General features: G+C 33.2%; 19 protein-coding genes and 1 tRNA gene. All 20 read left to right on the forward strand.

Annotated features, from left to right (window positions below):
* Positions 1-205: 205 nt before the first annotated feature.
* The 20 genes from RWM24_RS01345 to RWM24_RS01440 all read left to right on the forward strand — a co-directional run bounded on the left by RWM24_RS01345 (position 206) and on the right by RWM24_RS01440 (position 19,132).
* A complete protein-coding gene (locus RWM24_RS01345) occupies positions 206-385 on the forward strand; it encodes a type II toxin-antitoxin system HicA family toxin (RefSeq protein ID WP_314110835.1) in 180 nt (59 codons plus the stop codon).
* Between the two features lie 36 nt (positions 386-421).
* The gene (locus RWM24_RS01350) at positions 422-877 is read left to right on the forward strand and encodes a type II toxin-antitoxin system HicB family antitoxin (RefSeq protein ID WP_314110837.1); all 456 of its coding nucleotides are present in this window, start codon (positions 422-424) and stop codon (positions 875-877) included.
* Between the two features lie 695 nt (positions 878-1,572).
* Entirely contained in the window at positions 1,573-4,218 is a 2,646-nt protein-coding gene (gene alaS, locus RWM24_RS01355) for an alanine--tRNA ligase (RefSeq protein ID WP_314110839.1), read from the forward strand.
* Positions 4,219-4,351: 133 nt separating this feature from the next.
* A complete protein-coding gene (locus RWM24_RS01360) occupies positions 4,352-4,618 on the forward strand; it encodes an IreB family regulatory phosphoprotein (protein WP_314110840.1) in 267 nt (88 codons plus the stop codon).
* A complete protein-coding gene (gene ruvX, locus RWM24_RS01365; RefSeq protein WP_227931530.1) occupies positions 4,618-5,040 on the forward strand; it encodes a Holliday junction resolvase RuvX in 423 nt (140 codons plus the stop codon). The genes RWM24_RS01360 and ruvX overlap by 1 nt, the downstream gene beginning before the upstream one ends.
* Positions 5,041-5,055: 15 nt before the next feature.
* Positions 5,056-5,352: a DUF1292 domain-containing protein gene (locus tag RWM24_RS01370; RefSeq protein ID WP_006702829.1), complete on the forward strand. Its 297-nt coding sequence runs from the start codon at positions 5,056-5,058 to the stop codon at positions 5,350-5,352.
* Between the two features lie 582 nt (positions 5,353-5,934).
* Entirely contained in the window at positions 5,935-7,077 is a 1,143-nt protein-coding gene (gene mltG, locus RWM24_RS01375; RefSeq protein WP_314110843.1) for an endolytic transglycosylase MltG, read from the forward strand.
* A gap of 3 nt (positions 7,078-7,080) precedes the next feature.
* On the forward strand, positions 7,081-7,710 hold the full coding sequence (gene udk, locus RWM24_RS01380) for a uridine kinase (protein WP_314110845.1): 630 nt from the start codon (positions 7,081-7,083) through the stop codon (positions 7,708-7,710).
* A 98-nt stretch (positions 7,711-7,808) separates the two neighbouring features.
* A complete protein-coding gene (gene greA / locus RWM24_RS01385) occupies positions 7,809-8,288 on the forward strand; it encodes a transcription elongation factor GreA (RefSeq protein WP_314076923.1) in 480 nt (159 codons plus the stop codon).
* A 142-nt stretch (positions 8,289-8,430) separates the two neighbouring features.
* Positions 8,431-9,759: a serine hydrolase gene (locus RWM24_RS01390; RefSeq protein WP_314110847.1), complete on the forward strand. Its 1,329-nt coding sequence runs from the start codon at positions 8,431-8,433 to the stop codon at positions 9,757-9,759.
* A gap of 66 nt (positions 9,760-9,825) precedes the next feature.
* Positions 9,826-9,899: transfer RNA gene (locus tag RWM24_RS01395), tRNA-Arg, on the forward strand.
* Between the two features lie 191 nt (positions 9,900-10,090).
* Complete coding sequence (locus tag RWM24_RS01400; protein ID WP_314110848.1) at positions 10,091-10,345, forward strand: hypothetical protein; 255 nt, start codon at positions 10,091-10,093, stop codon at positions 10,343-10,345.
* A 177-nt stretch (positions 10,346-10,522) separates the two neighbouring features.
* Positions 10,523-12,268, forward strand: a complete 1,746-nt coding sequence (locus RWM24_RS01405; RefSeq protein WP_314110850.1) for a phosphotransferase — start codon at positions 10,523-10,525, stop codon at positions 12,266-12,268.
* Positions 12,269-12,281: 13 nt separating this feature from the next.
* On the forward strand, positions 12,282-13,013 hold the full coding sequence (locus tag RWM24_RS01410) for a phosphocholine cytidylyltransferase family protein (RefSeq protein WP_314110852.1): 732 nt from the start codon (positions 12,282-12,284) through the stop codon (positions 13,011-13,013).
* 2 nt (positions 13,014-13,015) lie between these two features.
* Entirely contained in the window at positions 13,016-14,533 is a 1,518-nt protein-coding gene (locus RWM24_RS01415) for a BCCT family transporter (RefSeq protein ID WP_314110853.1), read from the forward strand.
* Positions 14,534-14,811: 278 nt separating this feature from the next.
* On the forward strand, positions 14,812-15,675 hold the full coding sequence (locus RWM24_RS01420) for a S1-like domain-containing RNA-binding protein (protein WP_314110855.1): 864 nt from the start codon (positions 14,812-14,814) through the stop codon (positions 15,673-15,675).
* Between the two features lie 34 nt (positions 15,676-15,709).
* Positions 15,710-16,153 carry a Fur family transcriptional regulator gene (locus RWM24_RS01425; RefSeq protein WP_314110942.1) on the forward strand — a complete coding sequence of 148 codons (444 nt, stop codon included), beginning with the start codon at positions 15,710-15,712 and terminating at the stop codon, positions 16,151-16,153.
* Positions 16,143-17,036, forward strand: coding sequence for a site-specific tyrosine recombinase XerD (xerD, locus tag RWM24_RS01430; protein WP_314110857.1), 894 nt, complete (start codon positions 16,143-16,145; stop codon positions 17,034-17,036). The genes RWM24_RS01425 and xerD overlap by 11 nt, the downstream gene beginning before the upstream one ends.
* 27 nt (positions 17,037-17,063) lie before the next feature.
* Positions 17,064-18,233: a phosphopentomutase gene (gene deoB, locus RWM24_RS01435; protein WP_314110859.1), complete on the forward strand. Its 1,170-nt coding sequence runs from the start codon at positions 17,064-17,066 to the stop codon at positions 18,231-18,233.
* Positions 18,234-18,316: 83 nt separating this feature from the next.
* The gene (locus RWM24_RS01440; RefSeq protein ID WP_314110861.1) at positions 18,317-19,132 is read left to right on the forward strand and encodes a purine-nucleoside phosphorylase; all 816 of its coding nucleotides are present in this window, start codon (positions 18,317-18,319) and stop codon (positions 19,130-19,132) included.
* Positions 19,133-19,147 lie beyond the last annotated feature (15 nt).

Genomic DNA, 19,147 nt, shown 5'->3' on the forward strand with positions numbered 1-19,147 from the left:
CGGCAGTAGACCTTCGGTCTCATGCCTAAATTTCGAGCCTTGGTCTCGAAATTTCCTAATAATAGTAGCCGAGTTTCGGCTACTATTATGGATGCAACTATGAGGAAGTCTTTCTTCGTTTTACGAAATATGAGAGAGAAGGTAATTATTCTTGATTAACACGTGTAACACGTGCTATAATTTTTGTGTCAGGAGGTAGAGCGCTATGCCGATGACGCAAAATGAGATGGTCAAACTTCTTATCACTCATGGTTGGTCAAAGACAAAAGGTGGTAAAGGTTCTCATGTAAAAATGGAGAAACAAGGAGAAAGACCTATCATAATTCCCCACGGTGAGTTAAATAAATTCACTGAAAAAGGGATAAAAAAGCAAGCTGGGTTGTAAAACTCAGCCTCTGCTTTTCTAAATGGAGGTATGAAAATGTTAGTAATTTATCCAGCGTTGTTTTATTATGATGATTCAGATGGTACTAGTGCACCTTACTTTGTACATTTTCCAGATTTTTCAAATATATCTGGTACTCAAGGGAAAGATATTAGTGATGCATTGGAAATGGCAAGTGAATGGCTAGGCATGAATGCTGCTGATTGTATCGAAAATGATATAGATTTACCTAAACCATCAGATATAAATTCTTTATCTTTAGTGGAACACAATCCTTTTAAGAATGATAAAGATATTGAATTAAAATTTGATTCAAAAAAATCGTTTATTTCAATGGTAGGAGTAAATGTAAATCACTATTTAGGAAATCAAGAACCAGTAAAAAAGACTTTAACGATACCGAGATGGGCTGATAAGTTAGGCAGAGAATTAGGTTTAAATTTTTCTCAAACATTAACAGAAGCAATTGTCGAAAGAAAAATGAACTTTTAGTTTTGCTTGATAGAAATAGTGAGACATAACAAAATTGATAAATAACCAAAAGACCCCTCGGTGAAATACCGAGGGATCTTTTTCGAGGAAAATATAAGATTGATATTTTCCAACGCTCATAAGAGCAATTCTATTTTCTATCTATATCCTAGTATTTTCAGCTAGTTATGTCAATGAAAAGGGAAAATAAGTTATTGGATAAAAATGGTAGTTTCGTATAAATTAGAGAGAGGAAGAAATATTTATGCTTTTAATGAGTATTACACGTGATATTACACTGACCAAAGAAGACTTAAAAAAATTCAAGCCTCTAAGCAAAAAAAGTTTTTACTTGATATTGTTAAAAAGAATAAAGATAAGCAAAACAACCTTCCTTTGCAGGTTTAGCGAAGCTGTTAAAGTAACAGATATCCTACCGAATAATTTGACAAATGTGAGAGATTTTCTTATACTAAATGAGTATTGCCCAGTCAGATAAAAAAATTTTAACAGTAGAGAGGTCTAGACGGTGAAAACGACCACAAAATTTATGCTCCTGATTGGATTTTTGTAGAAATACAGACGCTTCCCGCGTTATCGGAATGAATGAGGATGAAATGCTGTTTCATTGTAAGCAAGGTGGTACCGCGTGGTAGACGCCCTTGTAACAATGGGGCAGTTTTTATTTTCTATAATAAACGAAAAGGATGGTAAAGATGAAAAAATTATCTAGTAGCGAAATTCGTCAAATGTATCTTGATTTCTTCCAAGAGAAAGGACATAAGGTACATCCAAGTGCAAGTTTAATTCCTGTTAATGATCCAACATTATTATGGATTAACTCAGGGGTAGCTACGTTAAAAAAATATTTTGATGGAACAGAAACACCAGAAGTTCCAAGAATTACAAATGCTCAAAAGAGTATTCGTACAAATGATATTGAAAATGTAGGTCACACTGCAAGACACCATACATTATTTGAAATGATGGGGAACTTCTCAATTGGAGATTACTTCAAAGAAGAAGTAATTCCATGGGCTTGGGAATTTTTAACTAGTGAAAAATGGTTGTCATTAGACCCAAATCGTTTATATGTAACTTATTATCCAAAAGATCCTGAAACAAAACAATTATGGATGGAAAAAGTAGGATTACCAGAAGACCATATTATTCCTGTAGAAGATAACTTCTGGGATATCGGTGCTGGACCATGTGGACCAGATACTGAGATTTTCTATGATCGTGGTGAAAAATATCAAACATTAGCTGAAGATGATCCTGAAAATTATCCAGGAGGAGAAAACGAACGTTACTTAGAAATTTGGAACTTAGTATTCTCTCAATTTAACCATATGCCAGACGGAACATATCCTCCATTACCACATAAAAACGTCGATACAGGGATGGGATTAGAGCGTGTAGTTTCTGTTATTCAGGATACTCCAACGAACTTCGAAACAGATTTATTCATGCCAATTATTCAACAATTAGAACAATTAAGTGCTGGTAAAAAATATAATGCTTCAAAAGATTTAGATGTTTCATTTAAAGTTATTGCTGACCATATTCGTGCAGTAAGTTTTGCAATTGGTGATGGTGCATTACCTTCAAATGAAGGACGTGGATATATTATCCGTCGTTTAATTCGTCGTTCAGTAATGCATGGTCAACGTTTAGGAATTCAAGGTTCATTCTTAACGAAATTAGTTCCAACGGTTGCGAGCATTATGCACAGCTACTATCCTGAAGTAACTGAAAATATGGAGTTCATTCAAAAAGTTATTGCAAATGAAGAAAATCGTTTCCAAGAAACTATTCATGATGGACTTGCAATTTTAGAAACAGTATTTGCTGAAATGAAAGAGAAAAATCAAACAGTTTTATCAGGTGAAAATGCCTTTAAACTATATGATACTTATGGATTCCCTTATGAATTAACATTAGAATATGCTAGTGATAATGGTTATGAAGTGGATGAAGAAGGATTCCAAGCTGAAATGAAAGCACAAAAAGAACGTGCTCGTGCAGCTCGTAATACAGAAACTTCTATGAATGTTCAATCAGCTGTTTTACGTGATATTACAGTGGAAAGTACATTTGTGGGATATGACCGTACAACTGAAAAAGGTCTATTAAGTGCGATTGTATATGAAGATGAATTAGTAGAATCTGCTTTAGAAGATACAAGAGTACAAGTAGTCTTCAATCAAACTCCATTCTATGCTGAAATGGGTGGACAATTATCTGACCATGGTGTGATTAAAGATGAATCAGGTCAAGTAGTTGCAACTGTTGTTCAAGTGAAGAAAGCTCCAAATGGTCAACCATTACATACAATTGATGTTGTTGCTCCAATGCAATTAAATTCAACTTATGTATTAGAAGTGGATCAACAAGAACGTGCTAAATTAATTAAAAACCACACTGCAACTCACTTATTACACCAAGCATTAAAAGAAGTATTAGGAACACATGCTAACCAAGCAGGTTCATTAGTAGCTCCAGGATACTTACGTTTTGACTTTAGCCACTTTGGTCAAGTAACAGCTGAAGAATTGGCTGAAATGGAACGTATTGTAAATGAAAAAATTTGGGCAGCTTTAGATGTAGTGACTATTGAAACTACATTAGAAGAAGCTAAAAAATTAGGTGCAATGGCTTTATTCGGTGAAAAATATGGTAATAAAGTTCGTATGGTAAACATTGCAAACTGGTCGATTGAATTATGTGGTGGGGTTCACGTTTCAAATACTCAAGAAATCGGTCTATTCAAGATTATTTCTGAATCTGGTATTGGTGCAGGAGTTCGTCGTATTGAAGCTGTAACTAGTCAAGAAGCGTTTGAGTTATTAGCAAAACATGAATTGTTATTAAAACAAATTGCAAGTGATGTTAAAGCTGTTCAATTAGATAGTACTCCTGAACGAGTTTCTCATTTACAACAAGAATTAAAAGAAGCGCAACATGAAATTTCAGCTCTAAAAGCGAAATTAATGAAATCTGAAGTAGCAGACTTATTTGAATCTGTATCTACAGCAGGAAACTATTCATTTATTACAGTTCATTTACCAAATAAAGATATGAATGAATTACGTCAATTAGCGGATACTTGGAGACAAAAAGCAGCAAGTGATGTATTTGTAGTTGCCACAAATGAAGGTGAAAAAGCGAATTTATTATCTGCAGTTTCTAAAGATGCGAATGAAAAAGGAGTTAAAGCAGGCGATATTATCAAAGCCATTGCTTCACATATCCAAGGTGGCGGTGGTGGCCGTCCAGATATGGCTCAAGCCGGTGGTAAAAATCCAGCAGGAATTCCAGCTGCGTTAAAAGCAGTAGAAGAATTCTTAACTCAAGCTTAATCACTAAATCGAAATGGGGTAGGATGTAATCCATTCTACTTCATTTTTTAAGGAAAGTTTAATCTCTATCGAATTGATTGTAGTTTTATGAAAAATCTAGTAGAATGAAGATACAAAGAAATGAGGTGTTAATATGAGTTCAATGGATGAAACAGTTCTATTTAACTTTCATGATAAAAATGAAAAAACAGTACAAGAGACATTAACAATTGTTTATGATGCATTAAACGAAAAAGGTTATAGTGCAGTGAATCAAATTGTTGGGTACTTATTATCTGGCGATCCAGCTTATATTCCTCGACATCGTGATGCTAGAAATCTAGTAAGACGTCACGAGCGTGATGAAATTATCGAAGAATTAATCCGCCATTATATCCGTTCGACTGGTAGAGATTGTTAATGAGAGTAATGGGATTAGATGTCGGCAGTAAAACGGTTGGAGTTGCGATTAGTGACCCATTAGGTTGGACTGCTCAAGGTGTTGAAACGATTGCGATTAATGAAGCTGCAAGTGAATTTGGTTTTAACCGTGTGGTGGAATTGGTTAAAGAATACGAAGTTGAAAAGATTGTTATTGGTATGCCAAAAAACATGAACAATACAGCTGGACCAAGAGCAGAAGCTTCACAAAAATATGGTAGAAGTTTAGAAAAGCGATTAGAAATTCCAATCGTTTTTCACGATGAGCGGTTAACAACGATGCAAGCAGAAAGAATGCTTGTTGAGGAGGCGAATGTTTCTCGTAAAAAGAGAAAAGAAGTCATTGATAAGTTAGCAGCCGTCATCATTTTACAAAATTATTTAGATTTAAATATTAAATAGAAAAGAGGAAACGTAATGACAGAACATACACATGAACATGATGGACATGAGCATATTACAATTATTGATGAAGAGGGAAATGAAGTCTTACACGAGGTTTTATTTACTTTTGATTCAGAAGATTTTGGTAAATCATATGTTTTAGTATACCCAGCAGGAATTCCTGAGGGTGAGGAAGTTGAACTTCAAGCATTTTCATATGTTGAAGCTGAAGATGGTACTGAAGGCGACTTACTTCCTATTGAAACTGATGAAGAATGGGATATGATTGAGGAAGTTTTAAATACTTTCTTAGATGAAGAAGAAGAGTAATGATGTTGGAAGACGCCGAATAGGATGCTATTTGGTGTCTTCTTTCCTTATATAGGGCGAAATTGGACTTTCCTTGGGTAGCGAAGGAAGGCAGCAGCCCTTCGGTCTCATGCCTAAATTTTGAACCTAGGTCTCGAAATTTCCTGTACTAGAAGCCAGTGTGGCTTCTAGTACTAACGCTACAGCGTCAAGTCCATTTCTCTGGACGTGTATTTATGGGGGGCGTTTGAATGATTGGACTTGACTGAAGTAGCAATGGACGTCAGCAGCTTCGCAAGCGAATCTCATGGCTAAAAATCGAGCCGAGGTCTTGATTTTTCCTGTAAATGTAGCTGCTTTAGCTACATTTACTTCTGCTACGGCGTCAAGTCTATTCTTGTGGACGTGTGTATATGAGAGGACGTTTGAATGATGGGACTTGACTTAAGTAGCGGAGGAAGGCAGCAGCCCTTCGGTCTCATGCCTAAATTTCGCTTGTATGTGTCTCATTGTTAGAATTTGTAACATAATTGTATAACTCCTAGTCTTCAAATATTATAGGAATTCATGTATAATGACAACGAAGTTAAAAGGAGGCGGATTATGTCAAAAAGAGATCGTTTTAGTAGGGGATTTCTTCATGAAAATGATGAATTAAGAGCAATTCGGAAAAAAGAATCGAAAATTACCCGAAATATTGTTAGATTTTTTGCAATTTTATTAACTATCATCGTTCTTGGTGGTGGAGCTTATGGATATTATTATGTGTCTAGCTCATTAAAACCTGTCGATACGAAACAAACTCAATCCATTGAAGTGGAAATTCCAACAGGCTCTTCTGTGAAGCAAATTGCTAAAATATTAGAAGAAAATAAACTCATTCGTAATGCAAAAATTTTTAATTTTTATATTAAATTTAAAAATGTAGCAGGTTTTAAAGCAGGATTTTACCAATTATCTCCATCAATGACATTGGATCAAATTCTAGGGCAATTAGCAGATGGGGGGAAAGATAAATCTTCAAATGTTGCAAAAGTTGTTGTACGTGAAGGTGAAACTTTAACTGGAATTGCTGAAGAAATTGAAAAATCAACGAAATATTCTAAAGATGATTTTATGAATAAAGTGCAAGAGCAAGCTTTTATTGATCAGTTAATACAAAAATTCCCTCGATTATTTAAAGACGCTCAAAAAGCAAAAAATGTTCGTTATTTCTTAGAAGGTTATTTATATCCTGCTACTTATGATGCAGATGAAGCGAAAACTTTACAAATGATTATTGAAGAAATGGTTGCTAAAACAGATAGTATTTTATCTAAATATTATGCGAAAATTTCTCAAGGTAATTATAACGTCCATGAAATTTTAACAATGGCTTCTTTACTTGAAAAAGAAGGGTATAAATTAGAAGATCGCCAAAAAATTGCCAGTGTTTTCTATAATCGTTTACAAAAAAATATGATGTTACAAACAGATATTTCAGTTCTTTATGCATTAGGGGAACATAAAGAAGTTGTCACATTAAAAGATTTGGAAGTAAATTCTCCATATAATTTATACAGAAATAGAGGAATGGGTCCTGGACCGTTTAATAGTCCAAGTGAAGAAGCGATTTTAGCAGCTATTGATCCAGCTCAAACAGATTATGAATATTTCGTAGCGGATATTCAAACAAAAGAAGTTTATTTTGCAAAAACATATGAAGAACACTTAGTATTAAAAGCCAAATACGTTGATAAGGAGTAATTTATGAAAAAGAAGCCGATTGTTATTGGAGTGACTGGTGGTTCTGGTAGTGGTAAAACTACTGTTAGTAGAAAGATTTTGGATCATTTTCCAGAATTAAGCATTGTAAAAATTGACCAAGATTTCTATTATAAAGACCAAAGTGATATGCCCTTTGAAGAACGATTAAAAACAAATTATGACCATCCATTTGCATTTGATACGGATTTATTAATTGAACATATGAATAAATTAATTAATTTCGAATCGATTGATGAACCCGTTTACGATTATGAAAATCATACGAGAAGTGATCGAATGATTCATCAAGAACCAAAAGATGTTATTCTAATTGAAGGAATCTTAATTTTAGAAGATGAACGATTACGCAACTTAATGGATATTAAAGTATATGTTGATACAGATGATGATATTCGCATTATTCGACGTATTAAACGAGATATGGTTGAACGTGGTAGAACATTGGATTCGATTATTCATCAATATATTACAGTCGTAAAACCAATGTATCATCAATTTATTGAACCGACCAAGAAATTTGCGGATATTATTATACCTGAAGGTGGATCTAATGCAGTTGCCATTGATTTAATGACAACAAAAATTGCCTCTATTTTAAGTGATTTAGCATAAAAAATAGAATTTTAGAAATAATACTTGCAATCTTCTTCATAAAATGGTATGGTTTTACCACTGTCAATACAGAAAAATGAAAAAGAGGGAGAAGCCAAATGACTGAGAAATTATATCCAATGACGCTTGAAGGAAAAGCAAAACTTGAGGCAGAATTGGAAGAATTAAAAGTAGTTAAACGTAAAGAAATCGTTGAGCGTATTAAAATTGCGCGTAGTTATGGCGACTTATCTGAAAATTCAGAGTACGAATCAGCTAAAGATGAACAAGCATTTGTTGAAGGAAGAATTACAACTCTTGAAAAAATGATTCGTTTTGCTGAAATTATTGATGATAATAATGTCGAAAAAGATGTCGTTTCATTAGGACGTAAAATTACTTTTATTGAGTTACCAAATGGTGAAGAAGAATCTTATACAATTGTTGGTAGTGCAGAAGCAAATCCAATTGAAGGAAAAATTTCAAATGATTCTCCAATTGCAAAAGGAATTCTTGGTAAGAAATTAAATGACGAAGTTGTCATCCAAACTCCTGGTGGAGATATGAAAGTAAGAATTACAAAAATTGAATCTGTATAAGAAATCTTTTGTGGACTGTAAGAGAATAAACTCTTACAGTTTTTTGTTTGAATAAAATGTGAACTGTTTATCGAAATATGCTATAATTATCTTAGAATATTAGAGAAAAGGTGAGAGATACTTGAGGAATTTATCGAAGGCTTTGGGAATTATTTTTTTATTGTTTTTCATGGGAATTGGTAAACCAATTGCTGTAGAAACAGTAGATATCATTGAATTAACAAAAAGTGCTGGTTATGAAGTGAACCCAGAAGATAAACCAAAGGCATCTATTGTAGTAGATGCGTATACCGGTAGAATTTTATGGCAAGATCATATTGATGAACAACGTGATCCTGCTAGTATTAGTAAAGTAATGACTGTATATTTAGTGATGGAAGCTATTGCCAAAGGAGATTTATCTCTTACTCAGAAAGTAACTGCTACAAAAGAGGATCAAGCTATTTCAAATATTTATGCAATTAGTAATAATAAAATTGTAGAAGGGGTGGAATACCCGATTGAAGAATTAATCAAAATGACACTTGTGCCTTCTTCAAATGCTGCAACTCTTATGTTAGCAAATACAATTACGAATGATGCTGCAAAATTTATTGAAAAAATGAATGCAAAAGCGAAAGAATTAGGGATGAATCATACACAGTTTAATAATGCTTCAGGAGCTGTAGCGGAACTATTCCAAGGTTACTATCAACCGGAAGGATATGATGCTTCAAAACCAAATCAAACAACTGCTCGAGATTTAGCGATATTGGCGATGGATTTAATGAATCGATATCCACAAGTATTACAATATACCAATTCAGCTGTTGTTAAAACTATGGAAGGTACTCCATATGAAGAAAAATTTGATACGTATAATTATTCACTTCCAGGTGCTAAATATGGAATGGAAGGAGTTAATGGACTAAAGACAGGTTCAAGTGGTTATGGAGCATTTAATTATATTGCTACTTATGAAAAAGATAAGATGAAACTAGTGGAAGTTGTTCTTGGAGTAGGAAATTGGTCGAACCAAGATGGAGAATTTATTCGACATACATTCGGAAATGCGATTTTAAAATATGTATTAGAACATTTTTCATATGAAACCATTTTACCAGCAGGTGAGCATGATTTTGATGGTCATAAAATTACAACAAATCAGGCATTGACAATGATTTTTGAAAAGGGGAAAACTCCGGAGTGGAAAGTTGAAAATAAAAAAGTAACGATTCCATTAAAAGGGGATTTCCTAAAAGAAAATCAAACATTTCCAAGTGTAGAAGTTATCGCAGAAAGTGGTTTTGCAGATTTGCCAAAGGAACCTGAGAAAAGACAGCAAACGCTTCAAGTGTATATAATTCAAAACGCTTTTGCTTTTGCAGTAATTATTGGAGGATCATTGTTATTATTATTAGTTTTAATTGGAGAACATCGAGCTAAAAAGAGAAGACAAGAAAAAAGAATAAAACGGAAAAAATCTGATTAAAATCTGATAAAAATATAACTGTACTACTAGACTTTGAATCTGTTTTATGACAGAATACATTCGAGGGGTGCTATAGCTCAGGTGGATAGAGCAAACGTTTCCTAAACGTTAGGTCGGGGGTTCAAATCCCTCTAGCATCGTTAGACACGTTTGGTGAGAATAGAGACGTGTATAGATTAAAGCATTTATTCTTAATTTACGAAATAAATGTGAAAATATATCGGGGGGATTAATTAAAAAGAATTATTTGAACGGAATGAAAGACAGTCTGAATATTGAATGATGAAGTGTTACTTTATGATTCACAAATCTAATGGTATAGGTGATAGCAATGTATGCAATGAATCGTCAATTAAAATCATTGAATTTGTTTATAGATATGTTAGAAAAAGGGTATCGAATTGAATTTGAAATTGGAGAACAAAAATATTTAAGTTATCGAAATGAAAATTCATTTCTGCTAAATAATATTAAAAAGAATAAAGAATTTATTTTTGAATCCATTATCGAATTAATTGAATCTGAGGTAATCGGTGTACCAATTTGTAAATGCTGGAAACGAATAAAAGTTCTTTCCATGTATTAAGAGGAGTATATATTAAAAGTTAGTTTATAGATGACTTTTCAAAATAGCTATGATATTTAAGCTATTTTGAAAAGTTTTTTTGTAAATATTTAACAATTCTTAAAAAAATACTATTGCTATTTAGAAATAGGAGGTGTAAACTAATCTCAGTTCATAAAAACGTAAAGAGGTGATTACATGAACGTTCAAGAATTAGATATTCTGAACGCAATTCGGATGAATCCTATGATGAATCAACGAGAAATCGCAAATCAATCAGGATATTCGTTAGGATTAGTCAATCGTGTAGTAAAAGAATTACAAGAAGAAAAGTGGCTATCTCCAAGTGGGGAATTAAGTGAAAAAGCAAAAACGTTTATAAAAGAAAATCAACCAAAGAAAGCAATTATTTTAGCAGCAGGATTTGGTATGCGAATGGTTCCAATTAATACGGAAATTCCAAAAGGATTATTGGAAGTTAGAGGTGAAGTATTAATTGAGAGAATGATTCGTCATCTTCATGAAGTGGGCATTACAGATATTCAAGTAGTTGTTGGCTTTATGAAGGAAAGATATGAATATTTAATTGACGAATTCCAAGTAAAATTAGTCGTAAATTCTGAATACCAAGTTAAAAATAATTTACATTCATTAAGCAAGGTGAAATCGTCATTAGACAATACGTATATTATTCCATGTGATATTTGGGCAGCAGAAAATCCGTTTAGTGATTTTGAACCCTATTCATGGTATATGGTAAGCGACGAAACATCTGTTGAAAGTTACGTTCGTGTGAATCGTAAAAGAGAATTAGTGACGGTGGATGAAGAAGATGAAGGAAATGAAATGGTGGGACTTTGTTATTTAGCTGGACAAGAAGCAAAAATTGTTCAAGAAAAATTACAAGAATTTTCTAAGAAACCTTCTTATGACCATGAATTTTGGGAATGTACTTTACAAGAGAAAAATAAATGGATCATTCCTTCTAAAGTGGTAAATGCAAAACAATTGATTGAGATTAATACGTATGAACAATTGAGAGAATTAGATGGAAATTCTGCAAACTTGCAGACAGATGCTATTTCAATTATTCAAAATTGTTTTAATGTTGAAGTTGATGAAATTAAAAATATTACTGTTTTGAAAAAGGGAATGACGAACCGTTCGTTCTTATTTGAATGTCAAAATCAAAAATATATTATGCGTATTCCGGGTGAAGGAACGGATCATTTAATTAATCGAAAAGAAGAAGCAGCTGTTTATCAAGCATTAGAAAATAGACAAATTTGTGATGATGTTTTATACATGAATCCGGATAACGGGTACAAAATTACAGCTTATTTAGAAGATGCAACAAACTGTGATGCAGAAAACTGGAATGAAGTAGAGTTATGTATGACGAAACTTAGAGAATTCCATGAATTAAACTTATCAGTAGATCATCGTTTTGATATTTTTGGACAAATTGATTTTTATGAAAGTTTATGGAATGGGGAAAAATCATATTTTAAAGATTACGAAAAAACGAAAGCAGCTATTTTTGAATTAAAAAAATGGATTGATACATTAGACAAAACAGAAACGCTTGTGCATATTGATGCAGTTCCAGATAATTTCTTATTTACTAAGAATGGTATTCGAATTATTGACTGGGAATATGCGGGAATGCAAGATCCACATGTTGATATTGCGATGTTTAGTATTTATTCTTTATATTCAAAAGAACAAGTTGATCGTTTAATCGATTTATACTTCAAAGGTGAAGTTTCTCCAATAATTCGTACGAAAATTTATGCATATATTGCAAGTGCAGGATTATTATGGAGTAATTGGTGCGAATATAAGAGAAGTTTAGGAATTGATTTTGGAGAATATTCATTATGTCAGTACCGTTATGCAAAAGAATATTCTAAATTAGTGCTATCTTTATTAAAGGAACTGTGAAAAGAGGGAAAAGATGACAAACACAATTAAAAGAGCCATCTTAATGGCTGCAGGTCAAGGAACTAGAATGAGACCTATTACGAATCATACTCCAAAACCTCTTGTAAAAGTAAATGGAGTACGAATGATTGATACTGTCATTCAGGCGCTACATAAAAATGGTATTAATGAAATTTATGTAGTCGTTGGATATTTAAAAGAACAGTTTTATCCATTAGAACAAGAATATCCAGGATTAAAAATTATCGAGAATCCTTACTATGATACGTGTAATAATATTTCTTCTCTATATGTTGCGAGAGAACATTTAGAAGATGTCGTTATTTTAGACAGTGATCAATTAATTTATAATCCTGAGATTCTTCATACAGACTTTACTCGTTCAGGGTATAACTGTGTATGGTCACAGGGACATACAGATGAGTGGTTAATGACTGTCGATGAACAGGAAAAAGTTATTCATTGTTCACGTACTGGTGGAGAAAATGGATGGCAATTATATAGTATTTCTCGTTGGAATAAAGAAGATGGGCAACGTTTAGCACGTCATTTAGAACAAGAATTTGATGAGAAACAAAATCGTCAAATTTATTGGGATGATGTAGCAATGTTTTGTTATCCAGATGAATATGAATTAGGAATTTATCCGATGGAAAAATCAGATATTGTTGAAATTGACAATTTAGAAGAATTATTAGAGCTAGATTCAAGTTATAAAAGTATCTTAGCTGAAGGGAGAAAGTAAGTATGCAAAAAAGATTACATCAAGAAATTGACTGGGTATCGACAATTGTACCTTTGTTAGGAGTATTATTTTTAGGAGTATTATTTTTAGTGATACCAGAACAATCATCACTCATTCTAGGGGGGATTCGTACTTGGCTAGGAGATCAATTTAGTATTTATTATGCGCTTTTAGGAGTTGGTGTTTTTAGTTGTAGTATGTATGTCGCTTTTTCAAAATATGGTTCTATTGTTTTAGGAAAAGGGGAAAAGCCTGAATATACGTCTTTCCAATGGGGAGTGATGATTTTTACTTCCACAATGGCTGCAGACATTTTGTTCTATTCTTTATGTGAATGGGCGTTATATGCCAATGAAGATTATGTCGCTCAATTAGGAGGCATTCAAAGATGGGCTCCCACATTCCCATTATTCCACTGGGGACCAATTGCTTGGGGATTTTATATTATGTTAGCTGCGGCATTTGGTTTTATGTTACATGTACGTAAAGTTGAAAAACAAAAATTCTCTGAAGCTTGTCGTCCTATTTTAAAAGATAAAGTAGACGGATGGATGGGGAAAGTTATTGATTTAATTGCCATTTTTGCCTTAATTGCGGGAACTGCAACAACATTCTCATTAGCAACTCCTTTATTATCAGCAGCAATGGGTCATGTTTTTGGATTTGAAAATTCAACTGGTGCAACGATTGTTATTTTATTAGTTATTGCTTTAGTTTACACTTCAACAGTATTATTAGGGATGGAAGCTGTCTCTAAATTAGCAACTTATTGTTCATATTTATTCTTTGCTTTACTAGCATATTTCTTATTTGCTGGGGGAGAAACGGTTTATATTTTAGAAACTGGTTTTAGTTCAATTGGGAACTTAGCTCAAAACTTTATTGGATTATCTACTTGGTTAGATCCATTACGTGAAACTTCATTCCCACAAAAATGGACGATTTATTATTGGGCTTATTGGATGGTTTGGTGTGTGGCAACTCCTTTCTTCATTGGAAGTATTAGTAAAGGACGTACGATTAAACAAACTATTTTAGGGGCTTATTCTTGGGGAATTGCTGGAACATTTACTTCATTTATCATTTTAGGGAACTATGGTTTAGCACAACAATTGAAACATGGTTTAGATGTTTCAAGTGGATTATTAGTGGATAATCCTGATTATGCAGGTATCATTTTGAAAATTTTTGATACGATGCCTTTAAGTCAATTAGGTTTGATTTTATTAGCTGTTACAATGGTTGCTTTTTATGCGACAACATTTGATGCATTGACTTTAGTCATTTCTGCTTATTCTTATAAGACATTAGAAGATACACATGATTCTGATAAACGTGTTCGTATGTTCTGGGCAGTAGTGTTTATTATTTTACCGATTGCATTAATTTTCTCAGAAAATTCAATGTATAATTTACAATCTGTTGCGATTATTGCAGCATTCCCAATAGGATTAATTATTGTTCTAATTGTGGCAAGTTTCTTGAAAGACTTGAAAGCTTACGAAAGAGAAGAGATTTAATGATTTAGACTTCCTAGGGAATAGTAGTATTAGGACGCCAGCAAACCTTCGGTTTCATGGCTAAAATTCGAGCCTTGGGTCTCGAATTTACCTATAATATAAGCCGAGGTTTCGGCTTATATTACCCATACTACTATTAGAAAGTCTATTATGGAGTTTGCATTCTAACAAGAGTCGTTTAAAAAATCGAGGCATCGTCTCGATTTTTTATTTTTATTTTGGCTTTTATGAATTCTGTGTTAGAATAGGAATGCTAAATAAGTAAAGGAGGGAAAGCGATGACAAATGATTTATCTACTATTATTCAAGCTATTGTGACGGATGAAAATGATAAAGCGTACTTTGTTCAAAAACAAGGTGAAACGTATCGTGTTTCAAAAAATCCCGATGTAACATTAGCCATCGGAGATGTCGTGAGGGGCTTTGTATATGAAAATAGTGATCGTAAGAAAATCATGACCCTTGATATTCCAGAAGTAACCAATGAAACTTATGGATGGGCAACAGTTACTCAAGTGAGAAAAGATTTAGGCGTATTCGTATCGATTGGATTACCGGATAAAGATATGGTTGTTTCATTAGATGAATTACCAAACTTAAAAGAATTATGGCCGAAGAAAAATAATCGATTATATGTAACTTTAATAAAAGATAAGAAAAATCGTACTTGGGCAACAATGGGAGATGGAACAGAGTTAAAAGCAAAATCCATTAGAGCCAATCATACATTGAAAAACAAAGATGTCTCTGCAACTGTAACCAATGTAAAATTAGTAGGTACGTTTTTAATGACAGAAGAAGGCTATCGATGCTTCTTACATCCAAGTGAACGATTATATGAACCAACTCTTGGGGAATTAGTGACTGTTCGAGTCATTGGAGTTCGTCCAGATGGTGTGTTAAATGTTTCCATGAGACCAAGAGCGTATGAAGCAATTGGAGATGATGCAGAGATGATTTTAACGATGTTAAGAAATCGTCCAACACATACATTGCCATATTGGGATAAAACGGATCCAACGATTATTAAAGAAATTTTTGGAATTAGTAAAGGACAATTTAAACGTGCGATTGGTTCTTTATTAAAAGCGAAAAAAATTACACAATCAGAAGGATTTATTCAATTAATAGAGGAAAAATAAGAGTTAGAGTAGGGGGGATAGGACTGTGTTAACAATGGAAGGCATCAAAAAGAAATTGCAGGAAGAAGGGTTTAAATTAACGCCCCAAAGGCAAGCGACGGTTGCAATTTTATTAGAAAAAGAAGATGACCATCTCAGTGCTGAAGCAATTTATATGCTCGTTAAACGGAAATATCCTGATATTGGATTAGCAACGGTTTATCGTACTTTAGAAATTTTAACGGATTTAAATATTACTTATCGGGTTGTTTTTGATGATGGATTAGCTCGTTTTGATTTAAAACGAGATGAATCCAATCGTTTCCACCATCATTTACTATGTAATAAATGTGGAAATATTGAAGAAATTCATGAAAATCTATTAGGTGAAGTTGAAAAAACGGTTGAAGAACGATTCCATTTTAAAGTGGAAGATCATCGTTTAACTTTCCATGGTATTTGTCAAAAATGTAGAGAAGGTGAAACTCATGCAACGTAATTTGGATTATTTTGTGGATTCATTAGCAATTCAAGGATTATCTCAAAATACAGTGATGAGTTATCAAAGAGATTTAATGAAATTTTACCAATTTTTGAAAGAACAGCAGATTCGAGATTGGAAAGAAGTCGATTATTCTCTAATTGTATTATTTTTACAAGACTTAAAACAGGATGGTTATGCGACAAGTTCTACTAGTAGAATGATTAGTTGCCTAAAAAAATTTTTTAAATTTTTACAACAGGAACAATTAGTTGAAACAAATCCAGTACAACCCTTGAAAGTTCCTAAAAAGAGTAAGACGTTACCAAAAGCATTAACGGTTGGGGAAGTGACACAAGTATTAAATTCCTGTGATACTTCAACGGTATTAGGATTAAGAGATAAAGCTATGTTAGAACTACTTTATGCGACCGGAATGCGTGTTAGTGAGTTAATTACTTTAAAACTAAGTGACTTACATTTAGAATTAGGATTTCTTCAAACGATTGGTAAAGGAAATAAACAAAGAATTATTCCTATTGGACAAGCTGCCACTAATTGGGTTCAGCATTATTTAACTTATGCAAGAGTGGTGTTAGAGCAAGAATCAAATCCAGTGGAATATTTGTTTTTAAATCATCGTGGAAATGGATTTACAAGACAAGGTTTTTGGAAAAATTTAAAGAAAATTGTTCAAGAAGCAGGCGTTCATAAAGAAGTAAGCCCCCATACATTGCGCCATTCATTTGCAACGCATATTTTAGAGGCAGGGGCTGATTTGAGAATTGTGCAAGAATTATTAGGACATAGCGATATTAGTACAACTCAAATTTATACGCATTTAACAAATGAACGTATGAAGGAAATTTATCAACAAGCGCACCCTCGTGCAAAAAAATAAAATTTATACTAGAAAGAAGAATGTCAGATGAAATTTAAAAGAATTCACGTAATTGTAATGGACTCAGTTGGGATTGGAGAAGCACCAGATGCTGCTGCATTTAATGATGCAGGTTCTCATACATTAGGACATATTTCAGAACGAGTTGGTTTAAATGTTCCAAATATGCAAGCTTATGGATTAGGAAATATTGCTCCATTAAAAACTGTACCTCCAGTTGAAAATCCAAAAGGAAGCTACACTAAATTAGAAGAAGTTTCTGTAGGAAAAGATACAATGACAGGCCACTGGGAATTAATGGGATTAAATATTAAAACACCATTTAGAGTATTCCCTGATGGATTCCCTCAAGATTTATTAGATAAAATTACAGAATTCTCTGGAAGAAATATTGTATGTAATAAACCGTATAGCGGAACAGCAGTTATTGATGATTTTGGAAAACATCAAATGGAAACAGGCGATTTAATTGTTTATACAAGTGCTGACCCAGTATTACAAATTGCAGCGCATGAAGAAGTGATTCCATTAGAAGAATTATACCGTATTTGTGAATATACAAGAGAAATTACAAAAGATGATCCATATATGATTGGTCGTATTATTGCTCGTCCATATGTGGGAACTCCTGGTAACTTCCAACGTACTTCAAACCGTCATGACTATGCATTAAGTCCTTTTGGTCAAACAACATTAGATTTCTTAAAAGAAAAAGGGTTTGATGTCATTGCGATTGGTAAAATTAATGACATCTTCAACGGTCAAGGAATTACTGAATTTGTTCGTACGAAAAACAATATGGATGGTGTCGATAAATTAGTAGATATCTTGAAAAAAGATTTCACTGGAATGAGTTTCTTAAACTTAGTAGACTTCGATGCTGCTTATGGACACCGTAGAGATACTGTTGGATATGGTAAAGCATTAGAAGAATTTGATGCACGTATTCCAGAAATTTTAGAAAATATGCATGAAGATGACTTATTAATTATTACTGCTGACCATGGTAATGATCCTACATTCCCAGGAACTGACCATACTCGTGAGTATATTCCAGTGTTAGCAATTAGCAAATCTCTTCAACATCCAACACGCTTAACTCAAGGACATTTCTCAGATATTGCTGAAACAATTTCTGAAAACTTTGGCGTATCTTCAACAGGAAACGGACAAAGCTTCTTAAGTGAATTACAATAATACATTGTGGAAATTCAATGAGTTCCATTATTGGATTTCCACTTCTTTTTTAAATTATCTAAAAAGAGAGAGGAAAGAGTAGCATGGCTTTATATGATCAATTATTAGAAACAAAAGAATTTTTACAAAGTAATGGAGTTCAAAATATTGATTTTGGACTAATTTTAGGGTCTGGATTAGGAGAATTAGCAACTGAAGTTGAAAATCCAGTTATCTTCGATTACAAAGATATTCCAAACTTCCCAGTATCTACAGTAGTTGGTCACGCTGGTCGTTTAGTTTATGGCGAATTATCTGGTAAAAAAGTTTTAATTATGGATGGACGTTTCCATTTTTATGAAGGATATCCAATGGAAACTGTTACGTTCCCAATTCGTTTAATGAAATTATTAGAAGTTGAAACAATGATTGTGACAAACTCAGCTGGAGGAAGCAATCCAAACTTCAAACCAGGGGACTTAATGTTAATTACAGATCATATTAATATTACAGGTACAAATCCATTAATTGGAGCAAATGATGATCGCTTTGGACCTCGTTTCCCTGATATGTCTCATGCTTATCATGTCTATGGACAAGAAGTTGTTCGTAAGGCAGCAAAAGAAGTAGGAGTGCAATTACAAGAAGGAGTTTATACAGGTTTATCTGGCCCAACTTATGAAACACCCGCTGAAGTTCGTATGGTACAAGTATTAGGTGGAGATGCAGTTGGTATGTCAACTGTTCCGGAAGTAATTATTGCAAACCATTCAGGAATTAAAGTTATTGGTATTTCTTGTATTACAAACTTAGCAGCAGGATTACAAGCAAATTTAAACCATGAGGAAGTTGTAGAAACAACTCAACGTGTAAAAGAATCATTTAAAGGTTTAGTTCGTAAAGTTATTGAAATTTATTAATTAGAATAGGAGTAG

Origin of the sequence: uncultured Granulicatella sp. (assembly GCF_963516875.1) — a bacterium.
GTDB lineage: Bacteria > Bacillota > Bacilli > Lactobacillales > Aerococcaceae > Granulicatella.